The organism is Serratia sp. NPDC078593 (genome assembly GCF_050268245.1).
GTDB lineage: Bacteria > Pseudomonadota > Gammaproteobacteria > Enterobacterales > Enterobacteriaceae > JBNNGK01.
Window position 1 is genome coordinate 350944 of the sequence record NZ_JBNNGK010000002.1, and the last position, 13945, is coordinate 364888.

Here is a 13945-nt window from a genome sequence, read left to right on the forward strand (position 1 = left end):
GTTCATATCAAATGAAAAAAACAACAGGTTGAGCCGCAGCGTCAACCTGTTGTTGATGCATCATGCCGGCGGCACGACGTTAATCATGACTCAATGTTGGATTCGATAAACCACAGGAACTTGTCCAGATCGCGTGATGCTGCAGTGAACATATCAGCTGTGTCTTCATCTTCTACTTCGGTGATCGCCTTGCGAATGTCATTGGCGACCATACCGTAGCGATCCGCCAGTGCTTTAAGGTGTTCCTGTACGCTGTGAATGTTCGTTGGGTAGCTTTTCAGCGGTGTTTTATCATTCACTACTTGCACGGTGCCCAGTGCAACGCCGCCCAGTTGAACCACGCGTTCAGCAAAAGTATCTTGGTGTTCGGTGATGGCGGTACGGAAGCCGTCCAGCATCTCATGTACGGCGATAAAGTTTGCACCACGCATGTTCCAGTGCGCTTGTTTCGTGATCAACGACAGGTCGATAAACTGCACTACCTGATGATTCAATGCCTTGATGGCAGCCAGTTTGGTTTTTTCATCCATGTCATTGCGTGTGTAAAGCAGGTCAGAAGATTTCGTTTTAACCAGTTTAGCGGTACTCATTGCTGATATCCTCTTGATTAGTCGTTGTCCCAAATTGCTACGAGATAATTATAGCAATGATATGGCATTTTGCAGGATGAAATAGGCTATGGGTTAAATAGGTTTAACCCATTGGTTTATGCGTAAGATCGGGCGTATAGTATTGAAGGTTAAATTTAATGTAATAATCTATATCGTTTTTTTTATTTTTACTGATTTCTGATAGGCCGTTGATGTAAATAATCATCCCGGCGTGATAAATATTAATAATAATTTGGTTTGCGCTATATTTGTCTTTGTTTGGTTCAGGGTGTTGATCTGTTTATACTGAATGCCGTCGTGTTTAATACCCGATCACTCACGGTTAATTGCTCCCTCCGTTTTATTCAATAGCGATTGCCCTAAAAAACTATGTTTTCTGATCATGTTTAGCTTCTGTTAAAGCTTTTTGGCGGACCATAAGGGTAGAATAATGGTGACGTTAATCGCCGTATTAATCACTGTCTCCTTGATAACGATGCACCGTGTTTTTAAGCTTGGCTGGGCATTCGGTTGGGAATGGAAAGTTGTAGAAGCTGCTGTCCTGCGGAATGACACTCATGTTTAGGGATATATTATAGGGCATAAAATTGCGTATGGCAGGTGGCGTTAAACAATACCTCAACGTTCAGTGGTTAGTTGTTGACTTGTTACGTCATAGCTAACATAAAGCCATTGTTCATGATTAATTCATAGGGATATAGGTTAATGAAAATTTCAATAGTGACTCTCACCATCGCCGTGTCTGTCTCTTTTTCCGCTATAGCGGATGTTGATAAGAGTATTTTTGCGCCAAAGAGTTTTTCGGGGGACATAGGCTTGGGAAGCCTTAGCGGTAAAACCAAGGAGCGGGTTTACGACCCAGACTTTGGTGGGCATAAAAACAGTCAACTCAACTGGAAATACAGTCATGCAGCCATCATTAAAGGCTCGCTTGACTGGGATTTAATGCCGTGGGTATCAATCGGCGCTTCAGGCTGGACAACGATTGCCAGCCGTGGTGGTTATATGGATGATACTGATTGGCTGGATGACAGCCAGGAAGCATGGACAGACCAGAGTAAGCATCCTAATACGCGCTTAAATTATGCAAATGAATTCGATCTCAACGTAAAAGGATGGTTATTAAACGAACCCACCTATCGCTTTGGCGCGATGGTGGGTTATCAGGAAAGCCGCTATAGCTTCAACGCTAGCGGCGGAGCTTACCATTACACTGATGAAGACACTGGCTTACCTGATATTGGATCTTTCCCAGCCGGGGTGACGGTCATCGGCTACAAGCAGCGTTTTAAAATGCCGTATATCGGTCTTGTAGGGAGCTATCGTTATCAAGATTTCGAGCTCGGCGGTAGCGTTAAATACAGTGGATGGGCACGAGTGTCTGACAACGATGAACATTACCTGACAAATACCACCTTCAAAGCGAATATTAAGAACCAGAATTTTTACTCTCTTGCCGGGAATGTTGGTTATTATTTGACGCCCAATGCAAAAATTTATATGGAGGGCGTCTGGAACCGCACAACCAACAAACGAGGCAGTTTGTCTGCTTATAATAACGAAACAGGGGAAATAAATGGCGCAGCGAACAGTAGCGGTATTGAAAGCTATAATTTTATGACCTCAGTTGGCCTAAGGTACGCTTTCTAAATACAGTATGCCGGAGTATTCGTCCGGCATTTATCATTGTTATTTATAATTTCGCCTGGCTGATTGACGGCCAAATGATAAAGGCTAAGTCAGGCTTTCTAATCTTGATTTAGGTTTGATGGTCAGCGTTGCGCCCATTGACGCGGTGATAATCGCGGCCAGCGCCAACCATTGCACGCTACTCAAGTGCTCGTTCAGGAAAAGCATGCCGGAAAGTGCGGCCATCGCGGGTTCAAGGCTCATTAACGTGCCAAAGGTGCGGGCAGGAATTTTAGGCAGGGCGATGATTTCCAGCGAGTAAGGCAGTGCGGTTGACAGGATCGCCACCGCGAATGCCACGGGCAAAATATCAAGGTTGAACAGCGCGCTGCCGGTTTGCCAGGCGCCAATGGGGCAGAAAACGATTGCCGCAATCAACGAACCAACCGCAACGGTGCCGGGCCCGTGATCGCCACCGGCTTTTTGACCGAAGATAATGTATATCGCCCAGCATGCCCCGGCACCCAATGCGCAGGCGGCACCAAACGGATCGATACTGCCCATGCCATGGCCAAGTGGTAGCAAGAACCACAGGCCGGTAATCGCCAGCGCCACCCAGATAAAATCAATTATCCGACGTGATGAAAACATCGCGACCGCCAGCGGGCCGGTGAATTCCAAGGCGACGGCAATCCCTAACGGCACGGTACGCAGCGATAAGTAGAATAAGTAGTTCATCGCTCCCAAAGACAAACCGTATATCAATAACGGCAACCGGCTGCCGACGGCAAAGCGCATGCGCCAAGGGCGGAAGATAACAAACAGGATCAATGTCCCCATGCTCAGACGCAGCGTGGTGATCCCTTCGGCACCGACGATCGGGAACAAACTTTTTGCCAACGATGCGCCCCCCTGAATGGACACCATTGCCACGATCAACAGACAAATTGGCAGCAACGTCAAAGACGCTTTTGTAGTAACAGACGAAGACATCCTTTTAGCCTTTTATATGCTCCACTAGCACCGGGAGCAGAACCTTAACGCAGAGGAATCGAGTGTAATAGAAATGGCCAGTTTGTGTCTGAGAAAAGCGAACTATGCAGATATTTAAACGATTGTTAAATAAAAATGCGCGTAAAAGAGCAAAAAATGCGCTATTCGTTGAGAATAATCTGGATATTAAATAGGTGATTTCTGTCACATAAAAGGATAGAATACGCCCGAAAATTTAACGGAATTAAGAAGATACACTGTGCTTGAAATTTTCTGTTACACGATACTAAGTGTTAGACAATGATTTTGGGGCAGAGTTTCACGCTGATTTTTGCTATATTTTCAATGCATGAACAAATGGATTTACTTAATAATAAAACGCGTTTGAGGTGGTTATGAAAAAAATTGCATGTCTTTCCGCAGTAGCAGCTTGTGTATTAGCAGTGACCGCAGGTACCGCTTTCGCTGGTCAGAGCACCGTGACCGGTGGCTATGCTCAAGGCGACCTTCAAGGTGTTGCTAACAAAGCAGACGGCTTCAACCTGAAATATCGTTACGAGTTCGACAACAACCCATTGGGTGTTATCGGTTCTTTCACTCACGTTGAAAAAGATCGTGCTGAAGCGGGCCAATACAAGAAAGCTCAGTACAACTCTATCACCGCAGGTCCAGCTTACCGTTTCAACGACTGGGCGAGCATCTACGGTGTAATCGGTGTGGGCTACGGTAAAAACGTTGATAACGCTCAAAACGGTTCTACCCGTGGCGGCAGCAGCGACTACGGCTTCAGCTACGGTGCTGGTCTGCAGTTCAACCCAATCCAGGAAGTTGCTCTGGACGTCGGTTACGAGCAGAGCCGCATCCGCAATGTGGACGTTGGTATCTGGAGCGTTGGCGTAGGCTACCGTTTCTAAGAATTTCCGCTAGTGAGCCACGTTGGTGGCACTTGCGACAAAAATCCGCCTTCGGGCGGATTTTTTTTGCCTGCGATTCGACCTGTTTAATCGTCACCGCGCCTAAATTGAGCGTGCCATCACGATGATCGGCTGTTGGTGGTAGACCGAACGATAGCTTTCGCTAAAGCCAATCTTGGTTGCCAGCGTCAGTGACGCACGATTTTCCGGCGAAATAATACAAACGCTTTTACGGTCCGGCAGGTGCGACTGCGCCCAACTGAGCGCCGCCTGCAACGCTTCGAAAGCATAGCCTTTGCCTTGCGCTGCCGTGGTCAACACCCAGCCCATTTCCGGTGCATCTAACGCTGGAGCGATCGTGCGGTGATGGTTGGCAAAACCGATATCGCCAAGATAGGTACCGCTCACCTTGTCGCGCACCGCCCAATAACCATATCCCAATAATGGCCAGAGGCCGGTATAGCGCAATAGACGTGCCCAACTGTCTTCACGATCGCGCGGTGTCGCGCCGATATAGTGAACGACCTGCGGATCGGCCCACATTGCGGCCAGATCGTCGAAATCGTCTAAGGTATGGGCGTTCAGAATCAGGCGCTCCGTCACCAATCGCGGCGCGGCGTTTGCTCTGCTCATGCTGCATTCCTTAATAACATTGGGCAACGTTGAAGCGTTGTCCATAACTGTGTGATAGAGATAGCGTTATACCATTAACTCTATCAATCAAGTAAACAAGAATCCGCTGATGCTAAGTACGGTGGTCAATACCGTCCAGGTTTTTAAACTATCGGCAACGGATAAGCCAAGATATTTGATGACGATCCAAAAACCGGAGTCATTAACGTGTGATAGCCCTGACCCGCCAAAACAGTTGACTAATGTGGCCAACGCTAACTGAATCGCGCTCAGGCCGCTGACCGCTTCGGACAGTCATCTGGCCGTCGTTAGGATAGCTACCGTGGCGGAACCTTGTGAGGCGCGCAAAACCAGAGAAATGAGAAACGCTGCCGGAACCAGCGACATATCGAAATGTGGCCAATCGCAACCTACCTGGCTCTGCCCATCAGGGTGTTTGATGCGATGATTAGCAATGATAACCTGCCTGATAATGCCAGTGGGGCGATATTACAAGCGAATATCTCGCCGATGGCCACTAAAAAATAAATTAAACACCCGCGTGCAAAATCGTATGTTATGTATAAAAAATACGCTTGTTTAACCTTGGCATGTACAGGGGTATATCAAGAATTATAAAGTGTGAAGATAATTCGATCTTATTTAGATTTATTGAAGGTTGCTTTATATTAAAAAAACATCAGAGGTAGTTGTTTATTCTGAAGTAATGCTTAAGTTATTTTCTTGTTGGAATAAAACACTAAAAATTATAATTTTATCACTTAAATATATCAATGATTGTTTTTGTTGTATAATCTTGTCCACGTTGAGTGAGAATTTTCTTACGCCAAAAAGGCGAAAGATGGCAGGCTTAACGTTTAAAAATAACCCAAAAAACATCTAATAAATAACAATAAATAGCATTAATAATTAACATTTGATACATCGTTTGATGTTTATATAACATTCTCCCCAGGTAATAAATATAATAATGGATAGCATGAAATATAGAATTAATGGACATATTCTTTTTGATGCGAATGCCGGAAGCTTGAATTTAAAGGACTTTTCAGATGATCCGCTTCCTATTTCAAATCCGTCAAAACGACTGTTACTGTTATTGATTGCCCATCGTGGCGAGCCGGTCAGCCGCGAGGTGATATTCCGCAAGGTGTGGGATGAGTACGGTATGATCTCAAGTAATAATAATCTCAATCAATGCGTCAGCAAGTTACGCCGAGTGCTGAAAATGCTGGGAATTGATGAAGAGGTGATTATTACCGTCCCTAAAGTGGGTTTTATGCTCAGCCAAGATATTGCGATTGAGAACGAGGATCAGGCTCCCCAAATGCCGCTTGAGACGAGAAAATCGTTCACCTCGCCTTCATCGAGCATGTCGGCATCGGGTGTGAGGCTTAATAGAACTCAACCAGCGCGGCGCGCAGGGCGACGTTGGGGGATGTTCTGCGGTGTGCTGGCACTTACCGTTGTTCTGGTCGCTGGGGGGGCGCTTTTCGTCACAGGGTTTGGGGAACAGGAAGAGCGGTTTATTGGTGAAACCAGCAGCTGTAAAATTTTTGTTTTGGCGCCGAGCCAAACAATTGCCGCAAGCTCAGCGCTTAATCGCGATATTTTGGCATATGCTGACAATCAGCCAGCGCGCTGTAATCGTGAAGAGTATTTACTCGTGGTGCGCAGCAACCAGATCCGTTCCTACATTTCTGGAATATCAAGGCTGTTCTTAATGAAGTGTAGAATCTTACAAGAACATCATATTGAGATGTGTTACGGCTTACAAGATGAACAATTACCGTAGTTGGGTCAATAACGATAAGGTAAAGAGGCATTCATGCTAGTAATGCCCGTATTGGCTCACCTCATCATTGTGTTTGGCTTGAAACAAGTCCGTCTACCTTTGTGTTATAGCATTGCGGGCGTTGCCGCCCGCCTTACTGATTTTTCCAGCGTATAGGAACGATGAAATGTGTTTTTCTGTTTTTGAGTAGTTAGCAAGTGCTGTTTCAATGAGAGCTCGATCGACTTGTCATTTTTTATCGCCTTCCTGTTACACGGATTATTTAGGGTAAACACGACGCGTTAATTAATGTTTAAATTTGGTTTTTAATAAATCGATTAATTATAAATATTTATTTTTCAGCTGCAAATAAAAGTGAATTTGCAACTGGAAAGTAATTATCGAGGGATTGTATGGAAAAAACAATCAGTGCCGGTCACTTTATATTTTATGACGCGATACCGTGGATTAATTTGGGTCTGACATACTTCTTAAAGCCGGATATTATCCATTCTCAGCAAGTTTCTAGCCTTAATGAGTTAAATGAAGCGTTGCGATGCCAACCTCAGCAAACGGTAGTGATGGAGCTGTACGGCACTCATGAGCGTTTATATGAAGGTGTTCGTTATATATTACAGGCAAAAGAACGTTGGCCAGACACCGCTTGGGTGGTTTTTACTGATGTAGAAAATTACAGTATTTTGCACCTATTAGCGACGATACCGAATATTTCTTTAGTATCGAAACGTGAGCGGCTAGAGTTTATCCTCACGGGAATTACCTCCGCGCGTTATGCGCTAGGGTATCAGAGCCCAGAGATAAAACGCATCATTGAGCAACATCCGCTGCCTGCGCCAGTCAAGTTGTTCTCAAACACGGAATGGCAGGTATTAGCATTGATGGTATCAGGGCTAACGCCACAACGCATTGCCACGACGACACGACGAACGTATAAAACGATCAGCAGTCACAAATTGAACATTTCGCATAAGGTTTGTATTAAGCAGATGGACTTTATCATGATGCTGCTGGCATTCCGTAAGTGTGCGTAGTCACTCTGTACTGCTTGTTATATCGGTGACGTATCATTAGTCGTGTACTGTGCGTAAAACTATGTGGCGGTCTAAAATAAGCGCTACGGTGGTTTTAATTATTTAATTAAGATTTCTTTAAGTCTGGTTTAATAAACTTAAGACCGATGTTAGCGCGGTTTCCTATGGTGATAATAACACTGGTACATTATTGGCTGATGTTTTTAGTTTGAACAGATGATGTATGATCGCGCGGGCGGTCAAATAATGGTTGATAGCGCGCTATTCAATGACAAAAATAACGCTTTAGCAGACCGGGAAGCCCAAAGGCATGAGGGATGCGATTGCAACCTCAATAATGCAGTTAAGTATAATAAATCCGATAGCGTGACGGTTTACGGTAAATTAACCCCGGCCTGATTGGCCAGGGTTAATGGTTCTGTTAATGTTTTTTAAACGCCGACTTTCCGGCAAAGTGAGCGGATGTACCGAGTTGGTCTTCTATTCTCATCAGTTGGTTATACTTTTCGATACGTTCGCCGCGGCAGGGGGCACCCGTTTTGAGATGGCCGGCACGCAGCGCGACTGTCATATCGGCGATGAAACTGTCCACGGTCTCTCCGCTGCGGTGTGAAATAAAAGCGCCCCAATTATTTTCATGGCAGAGTTGAACCGCGTCAAAGGTTTCACTCAAAGAGCCAATCTGATTCAGTTTGATTAACGCGGCATTAGCAAGGTTTTGATCAATGCCGCGCTGTATATACTTCACATTGGTGACAAACAGATCGTCACCCACTAATTCTATCTGTTCGCCTAACATAGCGTACAAACTTTTCCAGCCTGCCCAGTCATCTTCCGCAAGACCGTCTTCAATCAATACGATAGGGAAATCTTTAACTAAGGTCTGGTAGTAGCCAGACATCTCCTGCGAGGACAACTCAGCATTTTCCGTACGCAACTGATACTTACCATCACGGTAAAACTCGCTGGATGCCGGATCCATACAGATAACAATATCTTCACCAGGCCGGTAGCCGGCTTTTTCTATCGCCTGAACAATGAGTTCTAGGGGTTCCCGGTTTGATGATACGGTAGGCGCAAAGCCGCCCTCGTCGCCGACGCCGGTGGACAGGCCCTTTGCCAGCAGAACCTGGCGGAGTGCTTGATAGACTTCACTTCCCCAGCGCACGGACTCCCTGAAGGTCGGTGCGCCGTAAGGGGCAATCATAAACTCCTGAAAATCAGCGCCTTGGTTACGCGCATGAACGCCTCCGTTAATGATATTCATGCAGGGAACTGGCATCAGGTTTGCGCCAATTCCGCCGAGATAACGGTACAGCGGCATATGTGATAACTGGGCCGCAAGCCGGGAAACGGCTAATGAGACGCCCAGTATGGCGTTTGCTCCGAGTCTTTCTTTATTATCGGTACCGTCTAGGGCAAGCATCACGTTGTCGATGCCACGCTGATCGCGTAGGTCATGCCCCTGCAGATGTGCGTTGATCTCCGTATTAATACTGTTGATCGCATTGAGGACGCCTTTGCCGCCGAAACGTGTTTTATCACCGTCACGACGTTCGATGGCTTCACGCGAGCCTGTACTGGCTCCTGATGGCACGGATGCTCTGGCCATGGCACCGCATTGGCTAAAGACATCAACTTCGACGGTTGGGTTTCCTCTTGAATCAAGAATTTCACGGGCGACGATTTTTTCAATAATAAAGCTCATATAAACCTCGAATATCAGTGGGTAATATGTTTAATCAATACATCTACAGAGAGATGATTGATAAATTCGCTAGAACGTGAAGATAGCGCGCCAAACAGCCGGTTTTTATGTCCCATGATGACCAAATCAATCCCCGCTTCGGCGACATAACTTCCAACATCCTTAATACGATGTAGGGTGACGATTTCTTTCACATCGATAGGAAAACGGGCGGATTTAACCAATCGACTTAGCATGGCTTTGGCGGCAATAATTTCAGCCGACTGGCGGTCTTTGATAAAGGCATCAGAACCGATATCGAGTTCGCGATAATCCTCGGTGAGATGCCCAAGGGTTATCCGGGTTCCTTGTTGGTAAAAGCGACGGGCGACGCCTTGTAGCAAAAAACGGCCGTCTGTTTCATTGTTAAGTAATAACAGAGCATGTTGATACATAGATATTGATTACCTTATGGCGAGTGAGACGGCGGTTGTCAGCCATGGCAAGATCTCTTTTTTTCGACTGATCGCGTTGGGAAGAGAGAGGCTGGCCAGATCCAGCACATTGTTCCCTGAGAAATACAGCGTTGAGTTTTGCTGAAAAATATCCGTAATCACTAATAGTGCGATAGCCAGACCGGGTTCTTTGCTTTGTACCGCTAAGGCAGCCAAGAGATCGGGCAACATGCTGTCTATTGCCGATAGCGATGCCACTTCAATTTGAGAGATCAGCACGCTCAGACCGCTTATTTGATAGCGTTTCGCGTCTTTCATCAGCAGAGACATGGGCGTTTGCCCGCTAAGATCGGTTTTGGCGGCCAGCAATCCTTGCACAAAGAGATCATAGTCCCGGTGACTGAGGGCGGATAAAGCGTGTACGGCTGCAATATCCTGCTGGGTGGTTGTCGATGACGTCAGTGCCACGGTGTCACTCAATATTGCCCCTAACATCAAGGTGGCCTGAGTGGCAGAAATGGGTAGCGTGCTTTCAAGGGTGAGGATTTGCCACAGGACGGTGGCACAACAGCCGACAGCGCGGATCCAGACATCAGGGGGATTTCGCGTTATCACCGTGCCTAAACGATGATGATCGATAATGCCAACGATATCGCTGAAAGCTAAAGAAGGCGGTCCCTGCTCGACATCGCTAAAGTCGACCAGCCAGACCTGTTTGTCGTTGAGTTCGTCCGCTAATAATTCAGGTTGATTGATGCCCGCCTGCTTCAGGATATAGGCGGTTTCGGGAGAGATATCACCCAAACGAACAGCTGTCGCGGGTTTTCCAAGGTGGTTTAACCAGTCTGCGGTAACCAGAGCGCTGCAGATGCTATCGCTATCTGGATTGCGATGACCCATTACGTAAATCATATCGTCTCCTTAGCAACAGCGAAGGAGCGTGAACACAGGGCAAAACGCGCATTTTTATTCATAGAAATACCTGACATACGTGCCTAAGGAAAAAGCAAAAAATGTATATCAGGCGTCATCATCCGCGCTGGACAGCGCGGCGGTTGGGAAAGGTGGAACACCATCACCTTGGCAGAAACTATAGGGGAAATTTTATACCCGCGCAATCACCGTTGTGCGTTGCGGCCGTTCCTTGTTAATTCAACATTGCCACATCTATGGCGTATTGGGCTGAATAAACAGGATTTTTATTCAGGTGTCGAGCGGAATAAATAAAGTAGGAAGTGTCTTTAGCCGGTGCGTTGGGACGGAGTTTAACACCAGCCCCCCCCAACCGCATCACGCCATGCGGGTGGCAACTGCCACCCGCAACGTGCATTACATGTCTGGGAACGTCAGTGTGTTACCCGGTGCCTCACGATGAATATGCAAGAAGTTCATGTGCTTCTCGTATTGATCAAGAATATCGCCGATGATCTGCTCTTTGCTGTAATCCATCAGATCATTACCTTGCGTGCCTTCCATCAGGAAGGTTTCCAGCCGGTAATAGTGTGATTTACCGGCGCGGGCGCGATAGGTAAAGCCCGGTACAGAAAAACGCTGCGGCCAGATCTGATAGATGAAGTTTTGCTCTTCACCCAGGCGCACCAGCAACTCCAGATGCGGTAAACGCTCGTCTTCGCTAGGCGGCACTTCGCTGAATTCCACCTTGGCACCGCGCAGTTTGAGCTCGCGGGCGACTTCCTGCATTGCAGGGCGGCACACTTGGTCGAGCATTCTCTGGGTGTATTTGGTACCCGGATAGTTCATGACCCGTGACAGACGCTGTTTCCAATTCAGGACATCATTACTGGATATTGGCGTTGGCGCGGAGGTATTTAACGCACCGGCCTTACGGTAATCCTCAACCCGCAGCGATTTATACAATCCGGCCATCACGAAGAAGATGACGAAGCTGAATGGTAGCCCCATGATCACCGTTGCGTTTTGCAATGCCGAAACGCCGTTGGTCATCAGCATACCGATGGTCAACAGGCCAATGGCGATCGACCAGAAGATGCGCAGCCAGTTTGGCGCATCATTGTTGATGTCACTGAGTCGTGAGGTAAAGTTGCCCAATACCAATGAACCGGAATCCGCCGAGGTAACATAGAACAACAAACCGGTGATGGTGGCGACCGACGCGCTGAAGGTAAAGGCGGGATATTGCGCCAACAGGCTATAGAAGCCGCGTTCAGGATACTGCATCACTTCCTGAGCAAAGCCAATGTTGCCGTGAATAACCTGATAAAGCGCGCTGTTACCGAAAATTGACAGCCACAGCAGGGTAAACACGAACGGAATAATCAGTGTACCCACCACGAACTGACGGATGGTGCGCCCGCGTGAGATACGCGCCAGGAACAGGCCAACAAACGGTGACCAAGCAACCCACCAAGCCCAGAAGAACAGCGTCCAGTTGTTCATCCACTCTACTGGACGATCGAAAGCGAAGCTGTTGAGCGTCATGCCCATAAAGCGGTTGATGTAGTCGCCAACGTTAAGCACCAACGCATTGAGCAAGAACTCCGTGTTGCCGAAGAACAGCACAAACGCCATCAGGCCAACTGCCAGCCAGACATTCAATTCGGAGAGTACGCGAATCCCTTTATTGACCCCGGAGGTCACCGAAATAGTCGCCATGACGACCGAAAGCAAGATTAACGCACTCTGCACCGTCAGGTTTTCCGGTAAGTCAAACAGCACCTTCAGGCCGTAGTTTAGCTGTACTACGCCAATCCCCAAGGTGGTGGCAATACCGAAAATGGTGCCGACAACGGCGGCAATGTCTACGCTATGGCCGATTGGCCCGTTGATGCGTTTACCAAAAATGGGGTACAGCGCCGAGCGGATGGTTAACGGCAAGTTATAACGGTAGCTAAAGTAACCCAGCGCGATCCCCATCAATGCGTACATTGACCACCCGGTCAGACCGTAGTGGAACAGTGTCCACACCATTGCCTGCCGCGCTGCCTCTAACGTTTGGCCTTGGCCTTCCGGTGGCATCATGTACTGAGTCACTGGCTCGGCGACCGAGAAGAACATCAAGTCGATGCCGATCCCGGCGGCGAACAGCATGGCTGCCCAGCTTAATAGGCTAAATTCAGGTTTGGACTGTTCCGGCCCAAGCTTGATCGATCCAAAGCGTGACGCCGCGATGAACACCACAAAGACGATGTACAGCGTTGCGGCCAGCAGGTAATACCACCCGAAAGTGGTTGAAACCCAATTCAGGGTGCGCGTGAGCCATTGCCCGGAAAAATCAGTGAAGAAAATTGTCATCAGCGAGAAGGCTAAAATTAGCCCCGCGGAGATGAAAAAAACCACAGGATTCAATCGGTCCTGTTGTGGTTTTGAGGAGGTGTCGTGTGTTGTCATCGTCTTCCTCTGAGGTATTTAACAACCAAAATTACTTCGATAGCGAACCGCTGACAGCCACTGATTTTGGTCAGATTCGTTAAATATCTCACAAAAATCAGCCAGTTCCACAACCGAAAAGTACATTTTTGTAACCAAGTGGCAATAAAATATATTCAATTTTTATTGAACGTTCAATCAAAAAAAAGTTTAATGGTCAGCGTTAAGACCTATTTTAAGAGTCGGAGCCATGCCAAAAGTAGGAATGCAGCCGATACGTAGGCAGCAACTGATTGATGCCACGTTGGCGGCGGTAAACGAAGTAGGAATGCACGATGCCACGATTGCGCAAATTGCGCGTCGGGCGGGCGTGTCCAACGGCATCATCAGTCATTATTTCAAGGATAAGAACGGCCTGCTGGAAGCCACAATGCGCTATTTAATCAGCCATTTGGGTGAAGCAGTGAAACTGCGGTTGCAGGCATTGGAAGATCAAAGCCCAGCCTCGCGGTTGCAGGCTATCGTTGCCGGTAATTTTGACGACAGCCAGATCAACAGCGCCGCGATGAAAACCTGGCTCGCATTCTGGGCCAGCAGCCTGTACCAACCGCAGCTTAACCGGCTGCAACAGGTCAATGGCCGTCGTTTATACTCAAATTTGAGTGCCGAATTTCAGCGCGTTTTGCCGAAAGCCGAGGCGCGCTTGGCGGCAAAAGGGCTTGCGGCGTTAATTGATGGATTGTGGTTGCGCAGTGCGCTGCGTGGCGCCGATTTCAATCAGTCCCAGGCGTTAACGCTGACGACTGACTACATTATGTTTCAACTCCGGGGGCATACGCCGCCCTGAGG

12 protein-coding genes, 1 pseudogene and 1 riboswitch are annotated in these 13945 nt (G+C 47.6%); of the genes and pseudogenes, 5 read left to right on the forward strand and 8 right to left on the reverse strand.

Annotation, left to right across the window (positions count from 1 at the left end; translation table 11 throughout):
• Nucleotides 1-83: 83 nt before the first annotated feature.
• Nucleotides 84-590, reverse strand: coding sequence for a DNA starvation/stationary phase protection protein Dps (gene dps, locus ACQKDS_RS03800; RefSeq protein WP_399666010.1), 507 nt, complete (start codon nucleotides 588-590; stop codon nucleotides 84-86).
• Nucleotides 591-1316: 726 nt separating this feature from the next.
• On the opposite strand from dps, the gene ACQKDS_RS03805 reads away from it, so the two are divergent.
• Nucleotides 1317-2261: an omptin family outer membrane protease gene (locus ACQKDS_RS03805; protein ID WP_399666013.1), complete on the forward strand. Its 945-nt coding sequence runs from the start codon at nucleotides 1317-1319 to the stop codon at nucleotides 2259-2261.
• An 84-nt stretch (nucleotides 2262-2345) separates the two neighbouring features.
• Here the strand turns inward: ACQKDS_RS03805 and rhtA are convergent, their stop codons facing one another.
• Nucleotides 2346-3233: a threonine/homoserine exporter RhtA gene (rhtA, locus tag ACQKDS_RS03810; protein ID WP_399666015.1), complete on the reverse strand. Its 888-nt coding sequence runs from the start codon at nucleotides 3231-3233 to the stop codon at nucleotides 2346-2348.
• Between the two features lie 395 nt (nucleotides 3234-3628).
• Between rhtA and ompX the strand changes: the two genes are divergently transcribed.
• Nucleotides 3629-4147, forward strand: coding sequence for an outer membrane protein OmpX (gene ompX, locus ACQKDS_RS03815; protein WP_399666018.1), 519 nt, complete (start codon nucleotides 3629-3631; stop codon nucleotides 4145-4147).
• Nucleotides 4148-4249: 102 nt separating this feature from the next.
• On the opposite strand, the gene ACQKDS_RS03820 is transcribed toward ompX, so the two are convergent.
• Together ACQKDS_RS03820 and ACQKDS_RS03825 are read right to left on the reverse strand one after the other, a co-directional pair.
• A complete protein-coding gene (locus ACQKDS_RS03820; RefSeq protein WP_399666021.1) occupies nucleotides 4250-4780 on the reverse strand; it encodes a GNAT family N-acetyltransferase in 531 nt (176 codons plus the stop codon).
• Nucleotides 4781-4867: 87 nt separating this feature from the next.
• Nucleotides 4868-5170, reverse strand: a pseudogene (locus ACQKDS_RS03825) (transporter); the annotation flags it as partial.
• A 589-nt stretch (nucleotides 5171-5759) separates the two neighbouring features.
• Here ACQKDS_RS03825 and ACQKDS_RS03830 point away from each other — a divergent pair.
• Together ACQKDS_RS03830 and ACQKDS_RS03835 are read left to right on the forward strand one after the other, a co-directional pair.
• On the forward strand, nucleotides 5760-6575 hold the full coding sequence (locus ACQKDS_RS03830) for a transcriptional regulator (protein WP_399666024.1): 816 nt from the start codon (nucleotides 5760-5762) through the stop codon (nucleotides 6573-6575).
• A gap of 392 nt (nucleotides 6576-6967) precedes the next feature.
• The gene (locus ACQKDS_RS03835) at nucleotides 6968-7606 is read left to right on the forward strand and encodes a LuxR C-terminal-related transcriptional regulator (protein WP_399666027.1); all 639 of its coding nucleotides are present in this window, start codon (nucleotides 6968-6970) and stop codon (nucleotides 7604-7606) included.
• 421 nt (nucleotides 7607-8027) lie between these two features.
• Here the strand turns inward: ACQKDS_RS03835 and eno are convergent, their stop codons facing one another.
• From eno to ACQKDS_RS03855, 4 genes are all read right to left on the reverse strand, one after another.
• Nucleotides 8028-9314 carry a phosphopyruvate hydratase gene (gene eno / locus ACQKDS_RS03840; RefSeq protein ID WP_399666031.1) on the reverse strand — a complete coding sequence of 429 codons (1287 nt, stop codon included), beginning with the start codon at nucleotides 9312-9314 and terminating at the stop codon, nucleotides 8028-8030.
• Between the two features lie 14 nt (nucleotides 9315-9328).
• Entirely contained in the window at nucleotides 9329-9754 is a 426-nt protein-coding gene (locus tag ACQKDS_RS03845; RefSeq protein ID WP_399666242.1) for a universal stress protein, read from the reverse strand.
• Nucleotides 9755-9757: 3 nt separating this feature from the next.
• A complete protein-coding gene (locus ACQKDS_RS03850; protein ID WP_399666034.1) occupies nucleotides 9758-10660 on the reverse strand; it encodes a manganese-dependent inorganic pyrophosphatase in 903 nt (300 codons plus the stop codon).
• Between the two features lie 102 nt (nucleotides 10661-10762).
• A riboswitch (Fluoride riboswitch) is annotated at nucleotides 10763-10837 on the reverse strand.
• Between the two features lie 240 nt (nucleotides 10838-11077).
• A complete protein-coding gene (locus ACQKDS_RS03855; RefSeq protein WP_399666038.1) occupies nucleotides 11078-13117 on the reverse strand; it encodes a choline transporter in 2040 nt (679 codons plus the stop codon).
• A 229-nt stretch (nucleotides 13118-13346) separates the two neighbouring features.
• Here ACQKDS_RS03855 and betI point away from each other — a divergent pair, with 229 nt between their 5' ends.
• Nucleotides 13347-13943 carry a transcriptional regulator BetI gene (betI, locus tag ACQKDS_RS03860; RefSeq protein WP_399666041.1) on the forward strand — a complete coding sequence of 199 codons (597 nt, stop codon included), beginning with the start codon at nucleotides 13347-13349 and terminating at the stop codon, nucleotides 13941-13943.
• The last annotated feature ends 2 nt before the right edge of the window (nucleotides 13944-13945 follow it).

Excerpts from the sequence above, each read along its gene's own strand:
- dps (WP_399666010.1), bottom strand. The coding sequence starts at position 590 with ATGAGTACCGCTAAACTGGTTAAAACGAAATCTTCTGACCTGCTTTAC.
- ACQKDS_RS03805 (WP_399666013.1), top strand. The coding sequence starts at position 1,317 with ATGAAAATTTCAATAGTGACTCTCACCATCGCCGTGTCTGTCTCTTTT.
- rhtA (WP_399666015.1), bottom strand. The coding sequence starts at position 3,233 with ATGTCTTCGTCTGTTACTACAAAAGCGTCTTTGACGTTGCTGCCAATT.
- ompX (WP_399666018.1), top strand. The coding sequence starts at position 3,629 with ATGAAAAAAATTGCATGTCTTTCCGCAGTAGCAGCTTGTGTATTAGCA.
- ACQKDS_RS03820 (WP_399666021.1), bottom strand. The coding sequence starts at position 4,780 with ATGAGCAGAGCAAACGCCGCGCCGCGATTGGTGACGGAGCGCCTGATT.
- ACQKDS_RS03830 (WP_399666024.1), top strand. The coding sequence starts at position 5,760 with ATGAAATATAGAATTAATGGACATATTCTTTTTGATGCGAATGCCGGA.
- ACQKDS_RS03835 (WP_399666027.1), top strand. The coding sequence starts at position 6,968 with ATGGAAAAAACAATCAGTGCCGGTCACTTTATATTTTATGACGCGATA.
- eno (WP_399666031.1), bottom strand. The coding sequence starts at position 9,314 with ATGAGCTTTATTATTGAAAAAATCGTCGCCCGTGAAATTCTTGATTCA.
- ACQKDS_RS03850 (WP_399666034.1), bottom strand. The coding sequence starts at position 10,660 with ATGATTTACGTAATGGGTCATCGCAATCCAGATAGCGATAGCATCTGC.
- ACQKDS_RS03855 (WP_399666038.1), bottom strand. The coding sequence starts at position 13,117 with ATGACAACACACGACACCTCCTCAAAACCACAACAGGACCGATTGAAT.
- betI (WP_399666041.1), top strand. The coding sequence starts at position 13,347 with ATGCCAAAAGTAGGAATGCAGCCGATACGTAGGCAGCAACTGATTGAT.